The organism is Achromobacter spanius (assembly GCF_039673305.1).
Classification (GTDB): domain Bacteria; phylum Pseudomonadota; class Gammaproteobacteria; order Burkholderiales; family Burkholderiaceae_B; genus Achromobacter; species Achromobacter spanius_F.
The window spans coordinates 21,045-39,815 of sequence record NZ_JBDJLJ010000053.1 but is presented as its reverse complement, the minus strand read 5'-3'; the positions used below and the strand labels follow the sequence as shown (position 1 = coordinate 39,815).

The window sequence follows — 18,771 nt, the reverse complement described above, 5'->3', positions numbered from 1 at the left end:
GCCCACCCCAGACCCACGCCACACCGGGCTTCTTTGGCTTCAGCTTTACGGACGCTTCGACGAGCAGGGTTCTTAAGGTTCTCGCCACGGGTTGGGGGTGGTGAAGATCTTGCGGGGCCCGCCCCCGGCCGGCCGCGCAGGCGGCCTTTGGGGGCTTACGCGGTGCCTTGCGTCGTTGCTCTGGCGCTTCGCGTGTGGGTGTTTTTTGGTCGGCTTCTTGCCGGCTGTTATTTGACTTATGGAAGATCTTGCGTGGCTTGCCCCTGGTCGGCCGCGCGGGCGGCCTCGGGGGCTTTGGCGGTGTCTTGCGGTTGATGCCGCCGCTGCGCGGTCGCGCGAGATCGGCTTGCCATGCCCGCCTCAATAGGCCGCCCGGGCGGCCTATTGAGGCTTACGCGACACCTTGCGCCGGTGTAATGACGCTTCACGTGTGGCTGCCCACCCGAGCGCTATGGCCTTCAATTTGAGCGACCGCCTCACGGATGTCAGGCCCCGTTCGCATGTAACGGCCTACCTCAAGAAAACATCAACGAGCAGACCGCCATTAATCGTGATTTCAACTCCAGTGCCGGATGGGCGGCGCGCGTAACCGGTCGGCAAGCTGAGGCGGCTGGTCGACGCGCGCCGCCCATCACCGCCCCACCCCTGACGCGAGCCCCAACAGCAAGCCAACCGCCGCATTCGCGCAAGCGATCACCCTCGCAACGACCAAGCAAACCTATGCCGATTGTGGCCGCCCGCGCGGCCGCAATCGGCGTCCACGCAAATTCCCTGCCCTGACCACAGGTCTTATAGCGCCGCAGGCCAAGAACCGCGTAGCCCGGCGTCGCGGGCGCCGTGGCTGCGAGCAACCTCGATGCGCCCGAGGGAATCCGAAGGAGGCGCCGAAGGCGAGGACGAGGATGACGACGGGGCAGTCCGGAGCGAACGCTCCGGACCGCAATCGTGGGCGCTCGCAGCCACGGCGCCCGCGGCGACGGGCGACCTACGAAGATCTGAAGCAGCCTTCCGAAAAATCCGACACAGACCTACGAACACCGATATCAAGCAACCACGGATAAATCACGTACGTAGCCCACGACATCACGAAAGAACGCAACAACCTACCTCGAATAAGCCGAAAACTTCGACTTCGAAATCGACGTCGCCGCCACCTGCACATGCGGCGCCAGCTCAGCCTCCACTCGCGCCACCGTCCACCGAGTCGTAGGCACCGAGATATTGATCGCCGCCACCGCCAGCCCCCGATGATCGATCACCGGCGCAGCAACGGAAATATCCCCCAACACCGTCTCGTTCACGATGATCGCGTAGCCCTTTTCCGCCACGCGCTGCACCCGGTCCAGCAACTTCTCCGGGTTCACTTCCGTATAGGGCGTGATCGCTTCCAGTCTGGTCTGCGCCAGGATCTCGCGCCGGTGCTCGTCCGACAGGCGCGACAGGATCGCGGTGCCGGACGCCGTGAAATACGCCGGCAGGCGGCTGCCCACCGCGATATCCACATTGACCAGGTGATGGCCGGGAAAGCGCGCCACGAACACGATCTCGTGCCCGTCCAGTTCCTGCAGGTTGGTCGTCTCGCCCAGCGTCCGGCTGATGTCCAGCAGATAGGGCGACGCCTTGTCGATCAGCTCATTCGCGCGCACGTAGTTGTACGAAAACTGCAGCACCTTGGGCGTCAGCCCGTAATTGCGCGTGTCGGGAATGCGGCGCAGGTAGCCCAGGGTTTCCAGCGTGTAGACCAGGCGCTGCGTGGCGCTGCGGTCCAGGCCCGAGGCGCGGGCGATGTCGGCCAGGGTCATGTGGCGCTTGGAGCCGTCGAACGCATGCAGCACCTGGAAGGCTTTTTCGGTGGAGCCTACGAACAGCGACGACCGGGTCTCGGTCGGCGCCTGCGGATTTTCCGTGTCGTCGGAGGATGATTTGCGCACAGGGGCAGCCTATTGAGTTCTAGGGAGGCGGCGCAAGAATCAACGCGACACGGGATTTGCCGGCCTCATGTCGCGTATTGCGCTTGATTTAATTGTAATTCAATCACTAATAGCAGATTTCGATTACTTTCATAACTTGTCCGCCTAAGCGCCCGCCAGCGGCACCCCCGCCTGCGAGGCGGACCGAGTGCCCGGCAGCGGATGGCAGGACTGCGGGTGATAGGTGTGGACCACCGACAGTTTTACGCGGTCGCTGCTGTTGCCCTGCGCCGCGTGCAGCGTGCGGCAATGGAAGAAGACCACGTCGCCGGCCTCCAGGTCCGGGCAGACCGCGCGCGCGATCCATTCGGCGTTCTGCGGCGCATCGTCGCGGAAGAATTTCTTGTCGTCGAACTGCTCGGGCGCGAAAGCAGCCGCATGCGAACCCGGAATGAACGACAGCCCGCCGTTGGCGCGCGTCTCCGTGCCCAGGGCCAGCCAACAGGACACCAGGTCCGTGTCGGAAAACGACCAGTAGCGGATGTCCTGGTGCCAGCCGGTCAGGCTGCCGTAGGCGGGATGCTTGGTCATCACGCAATTGTGATGCACCGTGGACAGCACCGGCGTCTCATTGAAATAGCGCGTCAGCCATAGTCCGATGCGCGGGTCGGTGGCCCATTGGGCGAACTGGGGATCGCGCGCATAGGCGCTGAGCAGGCGGCGCACGGTCAGCCCGCCTTCGGCGGCGCGCGATTCGGGCGCGCCCGGGTAGCGCAGGTCGGCTTCGTATTCGATGGGCGCGACGTGATCGCGCAAATGGCGTTCGGCCAGCGCGCGCAGCGCGGCCACCTGCTCGGGGCCCGCGAACTGGCGCGCCACCACGAACCCCTGCTCGCGCAGGACGGCTATCTGATCATCAGGCAGTAACCCGGACATCTTGATCCTCACAGCCCGCGGCGGAGGCGACGCGTCTGCATGCGGAGCAGGCGCGCACCGGACGAGGCGCCGGTGACGCGGGACGGCTAGATTACCAAAACCGCGGGAGCGCCTGGCGGCCGGCTGATCGCCTTGGCCCTTGCCAATCGGATCCGAAGGGCGGCGCCTGACCTCTGCCCAGCCACCCGCCCGCGCGGACGTCACGCGGCGGGCGTTTTCTCGGGACGGGCCGGCGGATTCAGGCGGGCAGCATCGCGCTCCTGCACTTCATGGTGCACCCATTCACGCCATACCGCCACCAGCAGCGCCATCAGCACCGGGCCCACGAAGAGCCCGACGATGCCCATGGTCTTCACGCCTCCGACCAGCCCGAAGAACGTGGGCAGGAATGGCAGTTTCACGGGGCCACCCACCAGGCGCGGGCGCAGGGTCTTGTCGACGATGAAGAGTTCAACACTGCCCCAGACCATCAGCGCGATGCCCGCCACCACGTGGCCGGAGCCCACCAGGTACAGCGACACCAGCGTGAACGACAGCGGCGCGCCGCCGGGGATCAGCGCCATGAAACCGGTGACCACGCCCAGCAGCACCGGCGACGGCACCCCGGCCACCCAGTAGGCGATGCCCAACACCAGGCCTTCGCCCAGCGCGATCAGGCCCATGCCCGTGACGGTGGAATTGATGGTGGCCGGCACCACGCGCGAAAAGCGCTGCCAGCGCGCTGGCAGGATGCGTTCGCCCAGCACGTCCAGTTGGGCCACCATGCGGATGCCGTCTTTGTAGACGAAGAACAGCGTGATCAGCATGAACAGGACAGTCAGCAGAAGCTGGAACACATTGCCCGTGGCCGCCAGAACCATGCGGTAGATGTTGCCCAGGTGTTCGCCGCTGACGGCCTCGACCAGCGCGCCCAGCGCGTGGGGCTGACCGATATAGGATTCCCAGTACTGCCCCAGCCGTTCGCCCACGACGGGCATGGACGTGATCCAGGCCGGCACCGCCACCCCGTGGCGATTGGCCGCGATGGCCCAGGCGAAAAATGCGCTGGCTTCCTTGATGGCATAGGACAGCGCCAGCGTCATCGGAACGATCAGCACCACGATGACCACCAGCAGCGCCAGCGAAGCGGCCACCGCCGTGCGGCCGCCGCAGCGCACGACCAGACGCTGGTATAGCGGCCAGCTGGCCAGGCCGATGATCAGCGCCGCCAGGGCCGGAACCAGGAATCCGCTAAGAAAGTAAACCCCCGCCAACAGCACAAGCAGCAACAGCCAACGGGCGATCAGGTAAGCGGGTAGAACAGGCTGCATAGCGCGGATCGACAGTTAAGGGCGTTGTAGGCTTTGACTGTCGGACTATACAGACGTTTCACGCGATACGAGGGACGTAAGGGCTGTATTTACTACGGGGTTTCCCGTGCTTAAAGCACATGGCGGACAGGGGAATCCGCCATGCGCCCCCCCCTGCTTACAGGGCGTACTCGGCCGCCTCTTCGCGCGCGGTGCGGCGGCGCGGCGGCATGTCGGCCAGCGCCGGCACGGTCGGCATCGTGGGTTGCGCGGCGACGGTCTGTCCCTGGTTGCGCTGGTAGACGGCGCAGGACGCGGCGGCCGGATCCGTTTCGTCGCGGCCGCTGAGCAGCGGGCAGCCCGCGAACAGCTCGGCCACCCAGTCGGCAAAGGCGCGGACCTTGGGCGAAAGCTGGCGGCTCTGCGGATACAGCACGGAAATCGCCGTCGAGCTGGGCTTCCACTGGGGCAGGATCTCGATCAGCTCGCCCGACTGCAGATAGGGCAGCGCCATGTAGCGCGCGGTCTGGATCAGGCCAAAGCCTTTCAGGCCGCAATCCAGGTAGGCGCCCGCTTCGTTCACGGCCACCGTGCCCTTCATGTCCACTTCCTGGTGCTTGCCGTCCACCTTGAAGTCCCAGGCGCAGTTGCGGCCGGTGCGGCTGGAGAAATAATGCACGGCGTGGTGATCGCGCAACGATTCGATCGTCGTCGGCATGCCGTGGCGCGCCACGTAGGTGGGCGACGCGCAGGTCACGGTCTGCAGGGTGCCGATGCGGCGGGCGACCAGGCTGGAGTCTTCCAGGTCGCCAGCGCGGATCACGCAGTCCACGGCCTCCTGCACCATGTCGACCGGACGGTCGCCCAGGCCCAGGACCAGCTCGACGTCCGGGTATTTGTCGTGGAAATCACACAATGAGGGAATCAGGATCAGGCGTCCGATGCAGGTCGGCACGTCGATGCGCAGCCGGCCCTTCAGGCGCAGGGCGGCTTCCTGGAAGCAGGCCTCGGTTTCCTCGACATCGGCCAGGATGCGCACGCAGTGCTGGTAATAGCCCGCGCCGTCGGGCGTCAGGCCGATCCGGCGCGTGGTGCGGTTGAGCAGGCGCACGCCCAGCAGGCGTTCGAGATTCTGGATGATGGTGGTGACGGTGGTGCGCGGAAGCGATAGGCTGTCGGCCGCCCGGGTGAAGCTATTGGCGTCCACGACGCGCACAAACACCTGCATAGCCTGAAAACGGTCCATGGCAAGGGTGTCCTTTGGGCAAATAAGTCGGGGTGAACGCAGCATAACCCGATTTCGCCGCCGATTAGTCATTCTGTACGAATAGTGTTGCCGAGATAGACAGGTTTATCCGGCCCCGCAAAACACTCAGAATGCAAACCATCTTGAAGTGCCCTTGCCGCCCGGCGCCACCAAAGGGCATGTCAATCCTCAGATTCCGAACCCGCAGCGACCCGCCCTGATCAGGCGCCCGCCGCCTCCGGACAGGCGACCTCGGATTATGTTGCACCGCAGCATACCCATATAGCCCCGGAATCTTAGGACTGGCATCCCCGCAGCGCCGCCGCCCTCCCGCCCCAGGTCCTGGGCAAGCGCGCTTTCGCCCCTGAAAACCACTCAAGGAAACATCATGGTTTCGCGTAATCGTATTGCTGTGCTCGTCGTATTTGCAGCCGTGCTGGCGGCCGGCGGCGGCTATGCCCTCACCCGCGGCCCCGCCGCCGGCAACGTCGCCATGGCGCAGGGCGCCCCCGCCGCGCCGCCCGTTGAAGTCGCCGAAGTCGTCAGCAAGACCATCGTCGACTGGCAGCGCTACTCGGGCCGCCTGGAAGCCATCGACCGTGTCGACATCCGCCCGCTCGTGTCCGGCACCCTGACCGCCGTCCACTTCCAGGACGGCAGCATCGTCAAGAAGGGCGACGTGCTCTTCACCATCGACCCGCGCCCCTACGCGGCCGAGGTGGACCGCGCCGCCGCCGCCCTCACCGCCGCCAAGGCCCGCGCCGCCTACACGGCGTCGGAACTGGCCCGCGGCCAGCGCCTCCTGACCGACAACGCCATCGCCCGCCGCGACTTCGAGGAAAAGCAGAACGCCGCGCGCGAAGCCGCCGCCAACCTGCAGGGCGCGCAGGCCGCGCTGGACTACGCCAAGCTCAACCTGGGCTACACGCGCATCGAAGCGCCGGTCGCCGGCCGCGTGTCGCGCGCCGAAGTCACGGTGGGCAACGTGGTGGCCGCCGGCGCCGCGTCGGTGCCGCTGACCACGCTGGTGTCGGTGTCGAAGATGTACGCATCGTTCGACGTGGACGAACAAACCTTCCTGCGCTACGTGAATCCCGCCCGCAACGGCCGCGCCGGCGCGGTGCCGGTCGAACTGGGCCTGGCCAACGAGGACGGCTACTCGCGCACGGGCGTCGTGCAATCGGTGGACAACCGCCTGGACGCCACGTCCGGCACCATCCGCGTGCGCGCCGAATTCGACAACGCCGACGGCTCGCTCCTGCCCGGCCTGTACGCCCGCGTCCGCCTGGGCGGCAGCGATCCGCGCGAAGCCGTGCTGATCGACGAACGGGCCATCGGCACCGACCAGGACAAGCGCTTCGTGCTGGTGCTGGACGACAAGAACCACGCCATGTACCGCCAGGTGAAGCTGGGCGCCAACCAGGAAGGCCTGCGCGTGGTCGATTCCGGCCTGGCGGCCGGCGACCGCATCGTCGTCAACGGCCTGCAGCGCATCCGCCCCGGCGACGCCGTGACCCCGACCGTCGTCCCCATGGTTGCGGCCAAGCGCAACCCGGTCAAGACCGCCTCGGCGCAGAACTGAGCCGACGCGTCGAACGAGAACGTTTATGAATATCTCGAAATTCTTCATCGACCGGCCGATCTTCGCCGGCGTGCTATCCATCCTGGTGCTGCTGGCGGGCCTGTTGGCCATGTTCCAGCTGCCCATCTCCGAATACCCGGAAGTGGTGCCGCCGTCGGTGGTGGTGCGCGCGCAGTATCCGGGCGCCAACCCCAAGGTCATCGCCGAGACCGTCGCTTCGCCGCTGGAAGAATCCATCAACGGCGTGGAAGACATGCTGTACATGCAGTCGCAGGCCAACAGCGACGGCAACCTGACGCTGACGGTGAACTTCAAGCTGGGCGTGGACCCGGACAAGGCGCAGCAGCTGGTGCAGAACCGCGTGTCGCAGGCGCTGCCGCGCCTGCCGCCGGACGTGCAGCGCCTGGGCGTGACCACGGCCAAGAGCTCGCCCACGCTGACGCTGGTCGTGCACCTGATCTCGCCGAATGACCGCTACGACATCACCTACCTGCGCAACTACTCGATCCTGAACATCAAGGACCGCCTGGCCCGCATCACGGGCGTCGGCGAAGTCACGGTGTGGGGCTCGGGCAACTATTCCATGCGCGTCTGGCTGGACCCGCAGAAGGTCGCGCAGCGCGGCATGACCGCGTCCGAAGTCGTCGCCGCGATCCGCGAGCAGAACGTGCAGGTGGCGGCTGGCGTGATCGGCGCCTCGCCCACGCAGGGCGACGTGCCGCTGCAGCTGAACGTGAATGCGCGCGGCCGCCTGCAGACCGAAGAGGAATTCCGCGACATCATCCTGAAGACCTCGCCTGACGGCGCCGTGACGCACCTGTCCGACGTGGCCCGCGTGGAGCTGGATGCGCAGGAATACGGTCTGCGCTCGCTGCTGGACAACAAGCAGGCGGTGGGCATGGGCATCATGCAGTCGCCGGGCGCCAACGCGCTGGACGTGTCCAGCAAAGTGCGCGCCGCCATGGCCGAACTGGCGCAGGACTTCCCGCCGGGCGTCGAATACCGCATCGAATACGACCCCACCCAGTTCGTGCGGTCCAGTATCGAGGCCGTGGTGCACACGCTGCTGGAAGCCATCGCGCTGGTGGTGCTGGTGGTGATCCTGTTCCTGCAGACCTGGCGCGCATCCATCATCCCGCTGCTGGCCGTGCCCGTGTCCATCGTGGGTACGTTCGCGCTGCTGCTGGTGTTCGGCTATTCGATCAACGCCCTGTCGCTGTTCGGGATGGTGCTGGCCATCGGGATCGTGGTGGACGACGCCATCGTGGTGGTGGAAAACGTCGAACGCAACATCGCGGCGGGGCTGAGTCCACGCGACGCGACCTACCGCGCCATGCGCGAAGTCAGCGGCCCCATCATCGCCATCGCGCTGACGCTGTGCGCCGTATTCGTGCCGCTGGCCTTCATGACGGGCCTGACCGGCCAGTTCTACAAGCAGTTCGCCATGACCATCGCCATCTCGACGGTGATCTCGGCATTCAACTCGCTGACCCTGTCGCCCGCGCTGTCGGCCCTGCTGCTCAAGAGCCACCACGACAAGCCCGACTGGCTCACTCGTGGCATGAACCGCGTCTTCGGCCGCTTCTTCAACTGGTTCAACAACATGTTCGGCCGCGCGTCCGAATCCTACGGCACGGGCGTGGCCAACGTGATCCGCCGCAAGGCGGGCGCCATGGGCGTATACGCGGTGCTGGTGGCCGCGACCCTCGGCGTGTCCTACCTGGTGCCCGGCGGCTTCGTGCCCGCGCAGGACAAGCAGTACCTGATCGGCTTCACGCAGCTGCCCAACGGCGCCTCGCTGGACCGCACGGAAGACGTGATCCGCCGCATGAGCGACATCGCCCTGAAGGAACCCGGCGTGCAGTCCGCCATCGCCTTCCCCGGCCTGTCGATCAACGGCTTCACCAACAGCTCCAGCGCCGGCATCGTGTTCGTGACGCTCAAGCCCTTCGAAGAGCGCAAGAGCGCCGAGCTGTCGGGCAACGCCATCGCGGCATCGCTCAACCAGAAGTTCGCGTCCATCCAGGATTCGTTCATCGCCGTGTTCCCGCCCCCGCCCGTGATGGGCCTGGGCACGCTGGGCGGCTTCAAGCTTCAGCTTGAAGACCGCGCCGCGCTGGGCTATGCCGAACTGGACAAGGCCAAGCAGGCCTTCCTGGAAAAGGCGCGCCAGACGCCGGAACTGGGCCCCACGTTCTCCAGCTACGAGATCAACGTGCCCCAGCTCGACGTCGACCTGGACCGCGTGAAGGCCAAGCAGCTCGGCGTGCCTGTGACCGAAGTCTTCGACACCATGCAGATCTACCTGGGCTCCATGTACGTCAACGACTTCAACCGCTTCGGCCGGGTATTCCAGGTGCGTGCGCAGGCCGACGCCCCGTTCCGCGCGCATGCCGACGACATCCTGCAGCTCAAGACCCGCAACGCCGCGGGCGACATGGTGCCGCTGTCGTCGCTGGTGACGGTCAAGCAGACTTTCGGCCCGGAAATGGTGGTGCGCTACAACGGCTACACCGCCGCCGACATCAACGGCGGACCGGCCCCTGGCTACTCGTCCGACCAGGCGCAGGCCGCGGCCGAGCGCGTCGCCGCGGAAACGCTGCCGCGCGGCGTGAAGTTCGAATGGACCGACCTGACGTACCAGCAGATCCTGGCGGGCAACGCCGGCCTGTGGGTGTTCCCGATCAGCGTGCTGCTGGTGTTCCTGGTGCTGGCCGCGCTGTACGAAAGCCTGACCCTGCCGCTGGCCGTGATCCTGATCGTGCCGATGAGCATCCTGGCGGCGCTGACCGGCGTCTACCTGACCGGCAACGACAACAACATCTTCACGCAGATCGGCCTGATGGTGCTGGTGGGGCTGTCGGCGAAGAACGCGATCCTGATCGTGGAATTCGCCCGCGAACTGGAAATGAACGGCCGCACGCCGCTCGAAGCCGCCATCGAGGCCAGCCGCCTGCGCCTGCGCCCCATCCTGATGACGTCCATCGCGTTCATCATGGGCGTGGTGCCGCTGGTGTTGTCGTCGGGCGCGGGTTCGGAAATGCGCCACGCCATGGGTGTCGCCGTGTTCTTCGGCATGCTGGGCGTGACCCTGTTCGGCCTGTTCCTCACGCCGGTGTTCTACGTGCTGCTGCGCTCCATCGGCGGCAAGAAGCTGCACTCCGCCGCGCCGCATGAAGCGCCCGTGTGCATGCCGCACATCGATCCGAACGCGCCGCCCGCCACGCAGCACAACGCCTAGGCCGGCAGACAGAAGAGAAGCCTGCGCGTCCCGTCCAGCAAGACGGGACGCGCGCCAAAGAGAAAAGTCATGATGATCAAAAGACTGACCCGCGGTTCCGCCCTGCTTGCCCTGCTGCTCGTGCTGGCCGGCTGCGCGGTGGGCCCGACCTACGAACGGCCCGCGGCCGCCACGCCGGCGGCCTTCAAGGAAGCCGCCCTGCCCGCCTCCGAAGCCGGCACCTGGAAGCCCGCCGAGCCGTCCGAAGCAATGCTGCGCGGCGCCTGGTGGGAGGTGTTCGGCGACGCAGGCCTGAACCAGCTTGAAGAAGAAGCCCAGCGCGCCAACCAGGACCTGCAGGCGGCCGCCGCGCGCCTGACCCAGGCCCGCGCGCTGCAGCGCGAAGCCCGCTCGGGCTTTTTCCCCAGCCTGGACGCCGGCTTCGGCCCCAACCGCCAGCGCCCGTCGGCCGTGTCGCAAGGGCTGCCCGACGGCACGTCCACCTCGCCCGTGACCACCTGGCGCGCGCAGGGCACGGTGTCGTACGAGGCCGACCTGTTCGGCCGCGTCGCCTCCACCGTCGACGCCGCCACCGCCGACGCCCAGCAAAGCGAGGCGCTCTACCGCTCGGTGCTACTGGCCCTGCAGGCCGACGTCGCCACGACCTACTTCCTGGTCCGCGAACAGGACGCCGAATCGCGCCTGTACCACCAGACCGTCAAGCTGCGCACGGACACGCTGCAACTCATCCAGCGCCGCTACGACGCCGGCGACATCAGCGAACTGGACCTGGCGCGCGCCAAGGCCGAACTGGCCTCCGCGCAATCCGAGGCCCTGGGCATCGACCGCCGCCGCGCCACCGCCGAACACGCGCTGGCCGTGCTGCTGGGCCGTGCGCCGTCGGACTTCACCATGCCGCCGCAGCCCATCGAAAAGGTCGCGCTGTCGATCCCGGCCGGCCTGCCGTCCACGCTGCTGGAACGCCGCCCCGACATCGCCGCCGCCGAACGCGCCATGGCCGCCGCCAACGCCCGCGTCGGCGCCGCCAAGTCCGCGTTCTTCCCGCGCCTGGACATCACCGGCGCCTTCGGCTACGAGTCCTCGGACCTGGGCAACCTGTTCCAGTGGTCCAGCCGCACGTTCCTCTTGGGTCCGCTGGTCGGCGCCGCCCTGTCCATGCCCATCTTCGACGGCGGCCGCCGCCAGGCCGGCCTGGATCGCGCCCGCGCCGTCTACGAGGAAGACGTCGCCGTCTACCGCCAAACGGTGCTCAACGCGTTCCGCGAAGTGGAAGACAACCTGGCCAACCTGCGCATCCTGGCCGACCAGACCAAGGCCCAGGACGCGGCGGTAGACGCCGCCGCCCGCGCCGCGAAGCTCTCGCACACGCAGTACCGCGAAGGCTCCATCAGCTTCCTGGACGTCATCGAAGCCGACCGCAGCGTCCTGCTGCAACAGCGCGTCTCGGTCCAGCTGAACGGCGAACAAGCCCGTTCGGCCGTGGGCCTGATCCGCGCCATCGGCGGCGGCTGGGACAATCCGGTGCCGGCGGAGAAGGTGGCGGCGAAGTAACGACGAAGCAAGACGAACGACAGCGTGTCACCGGGGCGCAATGCTCCGGTGCCTGACACCCGACAGAGGCCGTCACCAACCGACACGCCAGACGCAACACGCCGCGCGCAACCGGCAGGACAAGCCGCACGACCGCGCAGGCTTATCAGAAAGTTCTGATTCCATTCACCGCCCGTATCGCACACTATCCGGCCCCGAGGGACGTGTCACCGTCAACGGCGACAGCGTTCAACCTGGAGCTGCCGGGAGTGCATCAGCATGGCGTGGAAATCCGAACTGCGTTTCTCCTTTTCGGTCAACGGCGGTCATGACTTTGAGGTCGTGGAATTCGACCTCAAGGAAGCGCTCAGCGAGCCCTTCCGCCTTGAACTGAATCTGGCCAGCGCCCATCCGTCCATCGCCTTCGGCCAAGTACTGGACCAACCGGCGACGCTTACGATCTGGCGCGCAGACCAACCCGTACGGTACTGCTCTGGCGTCATTTCCTCCTTCACTCAAGGGGAAACCGGCTTCAGACGCACCCGTTACCAGGCTGTCGTCGAGCCTCCCATGGCCCGGCTCAGGCTCAGTTCCGATTGGCGCATCTTCCAGACCCTCTCCGTTCCGCAGATCACCGAGGCCGTGCTCAAGGCGCATCACCTGACGCGGAATTACGAACAGATCATCACCAACGAGCATCTGCCACGCGAATACTGCGTGCAGGCTGGCGACACCGACTACGACTTTCTGGAGCGCATCCTGCGCGAGGAAGGCTTCAATTTCGCGTTCATGCACCGTGCCGATGGCCACCGCTTGATACACAGCGACCGCCTTTACATTCACGGTGTCATCGAGGGCGGACCTGTGCTCTACAACCCTCAGCCTGGCGGCGACCAGCCCGAACCGGCGCTGCGCCGATTCTCCTACACCGAACATGTACGTAGCGCGCGCCAGGTTCAGCGCGATTACACCTTCAAACACCCGCAGTATTCCCATGAGATCCAAAGCCGGGGCACGGATCTCGACCATCAGGGCCAGGACTACGAACGCTACGACTACCCGGCCCGCGCGAAGAAAGACGAGATGGGACAGCCCATTGCCGAGAATCGCCTGCGCGGTCATCGCCGAGACAGCCACGTGGCCCAGACTGAAGGGGACGACCCGCGTCTGGTGCCAGGGCTGGCCTTTGACCTGATCGGCCATCCCCGCGACGACATGAACCGAGGCTGGCGAACCGTGCGCATGCATCATCACGGCGTCCAGCACACCAGCCAGGCCGAAGATGGCGCCGACACCCAACAGGGTGTCCATTACAGCTACTCCGCCGAACTGGTTCCCGATCACGTCGAGTGGCGAGCCGATCCGCTGCCTCGCCCGCGAATGGATGGCCCGCAGGAAGCCACGGTCGTTGGTCCGCCCGGCGAAGAGATCTTCTGCGACGAATGGGGCCGAGTCAAAGTCCAATTTCCGTGGGACCGCGAAGACCGGCACAACGACCACAGTTCGTGTTGGATCCGGGTCGCCCAAAATTGGGCCGGCGCACGTTGGGGCCACATGGCGGTCCCACGCATAGGCCAGGAAGTCATCGTGGATTTCTTCAACGGGGATCCGGACCAGCCGATCATCACGGGCCGCACCTACAACGCCGTGCAACAGCCCCCCTACGAGTTGCCGCGCCACAACATCCTGAGTGTCATCAAGAGCAAAGAGCACAAAGGGCAACGCGCAAGCGAGCTGCGCATCGACGACACCACGCGCGAAATCAGCGCGGCGCTGATGAGCGACCACGGCGCCAGTCATCTGCACCTGGGCTACCTGACCCGTCCCCGCCCGGACGGTGGCGCTCCCCGCGGCGAAGGCTTCGAGCTGCGCACAGACCAGCACGGCGCATTGCGGGCGGCCCAGGGCCTGCTGCTCACCGCCGAGGCCCAGGCGAATGCCCGTGGCGGCCAGTTGGACCGCGCCGACGTGGTGGCCGCGCTCGAATCGGCGCTGAAGCTGGCCCGCAGCCTCGGGGACTATGCGGCCGACCATCAGGGCATTGCCCTTGACCCCGAACCGCGCCAGGGTCTCACGGAAGCGGTGCGAAACCTGGGCCATGGCGCGAATGACCAGGCCAGCGACGCGGGCATGGGCGCGGGCACCGAACCCATCATCGCCCTGTCCGCCCCGGCCGGGATCGCCGCCGGCACACCGCAGTCGATCGTCTTTGGCGCAGGCAAACATCTCGACGCAGCAGCGCAGCGCAACCTGCAGCTCACCGCTGGTGAGCGCATCGTGATCAATGCAGGCAACGGACTTGGGACCTTCGCCGAACGCGGCGACATGCGCCACATCGCCCATACCGGGCAGATGCAGTTGCAGGCCCAGCACAACGACATCCAGATCGAAGCAGACAAAAGCGTGGAGATTCGTGCCAACAACCACCATGTCACGGTATCCGCCGAAGAACACATCACGCTGTTGTGCGGTGGCGCTTACATCAAAATGGCCGGCGGCAACGTCGAGATAGGCATGCCCGGCAGCTTCACGGTCAAGGCGACGGGCCACGAATTCACCGGCCCCGCTACCCTGGCTCCCAATTTGGGGAAATTTACGGGACTACCTGGCCCTTTCCAGGAACAGTTCGTACTGCGCGATGCCGAGACGAACGAGATCCTGCCGGATCATGCCTACGAGATCGTCCGCGCCAGCGGCGGCATCCTGCGTGGCCGTACCGACGAGCAGGGCCGCACGCAGATTGTCACCAGCGACCAACCAGAGCCTTTGGAAGTGTCAGCCCTGCCCGACCCGGATGACCTGTTGCATCTGGAGGCCGGCTACTGGGACGGCACAGACGGCCATTCGTTGGACTTTCTTCGCAACCCGTCCAAGGAGGAAGACTGAAACATGGCTTCCCCGTCCCCCCGCACAAGCCGGAAGAACCCGAACGGCAGTAGAAGTAGTTCCACCAAGCGCGACGTCTCGGGTGAAGTGCTGCCGGTCACCAACCCCCTCGATCTTTGGTACCTCTGCGAAAAGGCCCGGTACGCCGGCGCCAATCCCTACAAGCGTGCCGGCGACGGGGCGCCCATGTACCAGCGCACCGTCGCGCTGTTGATCCGGGCGGATAACGAACTGTTTGAGTACCGCTGGCCCTATTGCGCCGAAGTGGGCTACGACATGACGCAATCGCCCCCTGCCCCCATCATGAGCAGGAAACACCCTCATCGGCCCAGTTCCTTTCCGTTGTCCCAGTACAAACGGATAAGCAGCCATCAGTTTCCGGAGTACAGCAGCGTTGAAGTCGTTGTGGACCTGTTGGGCCTGGATGAGCTGGAGCAAATGATAGACATGCCGCTGCCTTCGAATGCGGACCGTGGAATCTGGCAGGACCTTCAGGTGGGGCAGAAGGGACTGTTGCGGATTCCTGATGTCGTGAGGGTGATAAACCATACGATGGGGGGCAAGCCTCAATACAGCCAGCCGAATCTGGCTAGTGTGATTGAGATGAAGTTTGGAGAAGACTCGCTTTCTAAGGACCAAAAGAAATCATATGAAAAAATCGCGGGCGACAAGCTCAAGTTTCGATTGCTCCATACCGGGCGATGCGATAAGGCAGACAGGCGTCAGCGTCGCGAGTGGATGACCGCGGCGCAAAAGGAACCCGTCTATAAGCCGGTTTCCCAGGTTATATCCCTACCCTTGCGCGCCTCGGCAGATCCACATGGGCTGGTCGTGGGCCTGGTTGACGCAGAGCATCAGGCCGCCCGCCAAGTCCTCGAAGTCAAACCGCCGCCGCCGGGAACACCTGTAATGCGCGCAAGCCCCGATATGCGAGAGGCCAATGCGCGATCTGCTCGGGCTCGCGCGCAGGTTGAGCTTTCCCTCATCGCTCCCTTCGTTATCGTAGGCGGAGCCGCATTGGGCTCAGCCGTCGCGCCGGCGGCAAGCGGAAGTGCTACGTCGGAAGCCGTATTGACCGCGCGGGCGGGCCACCAGGTTGTCCGCTACGGCCGTCTGATCGAGTGGGCCCGTTTCGCAGGAGGAACGGGCGCGGCAGCAGGCGCAAGCATGGCCTACGCGAACGCCGAAGACGGTAGCTCAGCGCCCAAGCCGTCCCCTGAACAACAACGCAAGTTGGAAGCCTATCGGGACTGGGAGGCCAGCCAACGCTATCAACCTCGCATCGAACAGCACTATCTGTTCTGGCCAGATGCCCCAGAGACCAAGAAATGACCGATTTCTTTAGCGAGTTCGACGCCGAACGCTGGTACTTCACTTTCATGGATGAAGACAACATCACCCTGCCGGTACTGCAAGTGGGGGTGGTCGCCATTTTTCACCTCATGGATGCCTATCAACCGAACCGCCGAAAAGGCATTGCGGAGGCCTTCTCTCTATATCACGAGCTCTATGGCGGCAAGCTGAAGGGAGGGTATCGTGAAGATAAGCGCATGGTCGTTCGCCCTTTCTCGAAAATGCCCTGCGAGTCGTATCTTGACTACATCGTGAATACCAGTCCGATGGATGTCGTTGAATTCGACTGCATGTCTCGGCTGAGCCTTGGACATGCCAGTGATTATCTGTTTGGTGTTTATTCACCTGCGGGCTGGTTTGAGAAAGTCCACAAGACCTTTACCACCGTACGAATCTACTTGCCGGTGGAAGAGCTTCACGGAGAAGGCAAGTCAAAGTTCGAGGACTTCCTGCTGAAGTGCTGCGCACTGCTTCGTCCTCTCCATGGCGCAGCAGGATTGGGAATCCAGGAATGCCATGACTGGGAAGATCACCAACCCGCCGAATGCGAGACCGCCTGGGCCTACAGAGGCGTCGATGTTTGTGGCCCCACTGGAAATGAAGCGTGGCGGGACGGCTACGCCAATCTCAACTGGTACACCTTCCTCGCCCATCACTGGGTAGCAACGCTGGGAACACCCGAAGCGCTGAAGGCCTCGCTGGACGACGATCGCATCGCACTGCTCTCTTACGAAGGAGGAACCGCCATCCGGGCGGGCGACTGGCCGGCGCTGGGCAAGGCACAGGTGGACCCGCGTCCCGAACTCTATGTGAAGGTGAATCGCGCGATTCGCACCCTCAGGGTGAAGGATATTGGATCGCTGCACTACGGCTCGATCGCCGGCGAGGTCCGTTTCAATCCCCTGACCAGCAACCTCTGGCTGCGCCGCTTCGATACGCCGGAAGAAACCCGGGATGTGATTGACGAGTCCCGCAAGGACGTCGCAAGCGAGCGGCATTTCGTGCGCATGATGTCGGGTACTCCCACCCCCTGGCCAGGCGTCTGGGTCTGCGAGCAGGATCCCTCGCAGGGTAGACAGACCTTCACCCACAATGTCCCGCTGCCGGAAGTGAACGGACAAGCGGTGACGTGGCGTTTGATCAAACCGCTCTAGGTCGCGAAGGTCAGCACACCGCCCCGCCGATCGAGCCTTTCCCTTGCCCCAAAACCTTGCGGCACGACTTGCGCAACGCGAACGGCCTGCGGTGATAGGACCGCTACGTCTTATGCGCCAGGCACCGCAAAGCCATCCGATATCCCACGAACACATAAAACGCCGCGCTATTCATCACCAGCCACGCCCCCAACCCGCCGACCACCGCCACCACCGGCCCCACGGCTCTCACATCCCCCTGGGTCCAGGCGATGATCCCGAAAGCGCCCACGATTGCGAGCCCGATCGACAACCATTTCAACAGCACGAGCCCTCCCGCCCGTCCCGCCATCAGCATCACCACCCCGATCGCCAGCCCCAATGCGGTCGCCGCGCAGACCGCCACCAGCGCAAATGCCGCCATCGCCGACCCGGCGATCCGCAGCAGCAGGCTCAAGACCTCGATCCCCACCCCCAACCCGCCCGCCATCACCAGCACCGCCAGCACCAGCGGCGACCACATCCCCGGCGGCGCGCGCCCCGCGTCCATCTCCGCCACGAAGCGGTGCATCGCCGACGATGAAGCAGGATTCTCGCCATAGTCCAGCGCCGTTTCCAGCCTGCGGCACTGCTCGATCAGGGCGTTCAGGCCGGAGGCGGGAGGGACCGTCACAGCCGCGCCGCTCCCGGCGCGTGCTCGGCCACCGTATTGCGCAGCGCCGCCATCGCCTCCTGCACCGCCACCGGCCGGAACCCGTCCTCGCGCCAGTACATCGCCACCGACCCGAAGCCCGACAGCCGCACCGGGATGATGCGCATCGCCCGCATCTGCGAAAACCGCAGCGCCGCGCGGTGCGAGGCCACGCCGATCATGTCGCTGTTGTTGATGAGCGTGAGATTGACCGTGACCGAATTCGACTCGATATGGTCCGCCGGCGGCGCCTGCCCGGCCGCGGCCAGCGCCGCGTCCACCGCGTTGCGGATGGGCGTGCCCTTGGGCCACAGGATCCAGCGGTAGGACAGCAGGTCCTGCCAGCTTGGCTGCTCGACCGCGAACAGCGGATGCCGGGGCCGCGCCACCAGGTGGATGGGCTCCAGGTAAAGGGCCTCGAAGCGGATGGCCGGGTCGTGGTGCTCGGGCGCGGAACGCCCCACCACGATGTCCAGGTCGCCTTGCGCCAGCTGCGCCAGCAGGCGGTCCGTCGTGCCTTCCACCAGCTTCACCCGCGCCTGCGGCATGCGTTCCAGCAGCTTCATCACCGCCAGCGGCACCGTGTCGGACGCCGACGCGCCCGACGCGCCGATCACCACGCGTCCGCCGCCGCCCTCGCGCAGCGCGGCCATGTCCGCGCTGGCGCGGTCGAGCTGCGACTCGACACGCTGGGCGTGCGCGATCAGCACGTCGCCATGCGGCGTCGGGCGCAGGCCGCGCGCATGGCGCTCAAACAGTGGCAGTCCGATATCGTCTTCCAGATCCTTCAGCCATTTCGACAGGCCCGGCTGCGTCGTATTGAGCATCGCGGCCGAATGGCTGATATTGCGGGTCTGGGCCAGGCTGAGCAGCATCTTCAGATTGCGCAGCCGCAGGCGGTGGGTCCAGTCCATGCAGGCCCTCGTGGTGGGGGTTGTCTCGTAGGTATGTTTTTATTTGTATGGATAATAAGA

12 protein-coding genes are annotated in these 18,771 nt (G+C 65.4%); 6 read left to right on the top strand and 6 right to left on the bottom strand.

Translation table 11 applies throughout. The annotated features are described in order from the left end of the window. Positions 1 to 1,103: 1,103 nt before the first annotated feature. From ABE485_RS25830 to ABE485_RS25815, 4 genes are all read right to left on the bottom strand, one after another. Complete coding sequence (locus ABE485_RS25830; protein WP_346518093.1) at positions 1,104 to 1,931, bottom strand: IclR family transcriptional regulator; 828 nt, start codon at positions 1,929 to 1,931, stop codon at positions 1,104 to 1,106. 144 nt (positions 1,932 to 2,075) lie between these two features. Then, positions 2,076 to 2,846, bottom strand: a complete 771-nt coding sequence (locus ABE485_RS25825; protein WP_346518092.1) for a phytanoyl-CoA dioxygenase family protein — start codon at positions 2,844 to 2,846, stop codon at positions 2,076 to 2,078. A 200-nt stretch (positions 2,847 to 3,046) separates the two neighbouring features. After that, positions 3,047 to 4,156: an AI-2E family transporter gene (locus ABE485_RS25820; protein ID WP_346518091.1), complete on the bottom strand. Its 1,110-nt coding sequence runs from the start codon at positions 4,154 to 4,156 to the stop codon at positions 3,047 to 3,049. 157 nt (positions 4,157 to 4,313) lie between these two features. Further along, complete coding sequence (locus ABE485_RS25815) at positions 4,314 to 5,381, bottom strand: LysR family transcriptional regulator (protein ID WP_346518090.1); 1,068 nt, start codon at positions 5,379 to 5,381, stop codon at positions 4,314 to 4,316. A 388-nt stretch (positions 5,382 to 5,769) separates the two neighbouring features. On the opposite strand from ABE485_RS25815, the gene ABE485_RS25810 reads away from it, so the two are divergent. The 6 genes from ABE485_RS25810 (at position 5,770) to ABE485_RS25785 (ending at position 17,127) form a co-directional block, all read left to right on the top strand. Further along, positions 5,770 to 6,963, top strand: coding sequence for an efflux RND transporter periplasmic adaptor subunit (locus ABE485_RS25810; RefSeq protein ID WP_346518089.1), 1,194 nt, complete (start codon positions 5,770 to 5,772; stop codon positions 6,961 to 6,963). A gap of 25 nt (positions 6,964 to 6,988) precedes the next feature. Then, positions 6,989 to 10,204, top strand: a complete 3,216-nt coding sequence (locus ABE485_RS25805; protein WP_346518088.1) for an efflux RND transporter permease subunit — start codon at positions 6,989 to 6,991, stop codon at positions 10,202 to 10,204. A 72-nt stretch (positions 10,205 to 10,276) separates the two neighbouring features. Next, entirely contained in the window at positions 10,277 to 11,755 is a 1,479-nt protein-coding gene (locus ABE485_RS25800) for an efflux transporter outer membrane subunit (RefSeq protein ID WP_346518096.1), read from the top strand. Between the two features lie 258 nt (positions 11,756 to 12,013). After that, positions 12,014 to 14,620, top strand: a complete 2,607-nt coding sequence (locus ABE485_RS25795; protein WP_346518087.1) for a type VI secretion system Vgr family protein — start codon at positions 12,014 to 12,016, stop codon at positions 14,618 to 14,620. Between the two features lie 3 nt (positions 14,621 to 14,623). Beyond that, positions 14,624 to 15,952 carry a VRR-NUC domain-containing protein gene (locus ABE485_RS25790; protein WP_346518086.1) on the top strand — a complete coding sequence of 443 codons (1,329 nt, stop codon included), beginning with the start codon at positions 14,624 to 14,626 and terminating at the stop codon, positions 15,950 to 15,952. Further along, positions 15,949 to 17,127, top strand: a complete 1,179-nt coding sequence (locus ABE485_RS25785; RefSeq protein ID WP_346518085.1) for a type VI immunity family protein — start codon at positions 15,949 to 15,951, stop codon at positions 17,125 to 17,127. Before ABE485_RS25790 ends, ABE485_RS25785 begins: the two co-directional genes overlap by 4 nt. A 103-nt stretch (positions 17,128 to 17,230) precedes the next feature. Here the strand turns inward: ABE485_RS25785 and ABE485_RS25780 are convergent, their stop codons facing one another. Both ABE485_RS25780 and ABE485_RS25775 read right to left on the bottom strand, forming a co-directional pair. Then, positions 17,231 to 17,779: a hypothetical protein gene (locus ABE485_RS25780; protein ID WP_346518084.1), complete on the bottom strand. Its 549-nt coding sequence runs from the start codon at positions 17,777 to 17,779 to the stop codon at positions 17,231 to 17,233. Further along, positions 17,776 to 18,711 (bottom strand): LysR family transcriptional regulator, encoded by a 936-nt coding sequence (locus ABE485_RS25775; RefSeq protein ID WP_346518083.1) that lies wholly within the window; start codon positions 18,709 to 18,711, stop codon positions 17,776 to 17,778. Before ABE485_RS25775 ends, ABE485_RS25780 begins: the two co-directional genes overlap by 4 nt. Positions 18,712 to 18,771 lie beyond the last annotated feature (60 nt).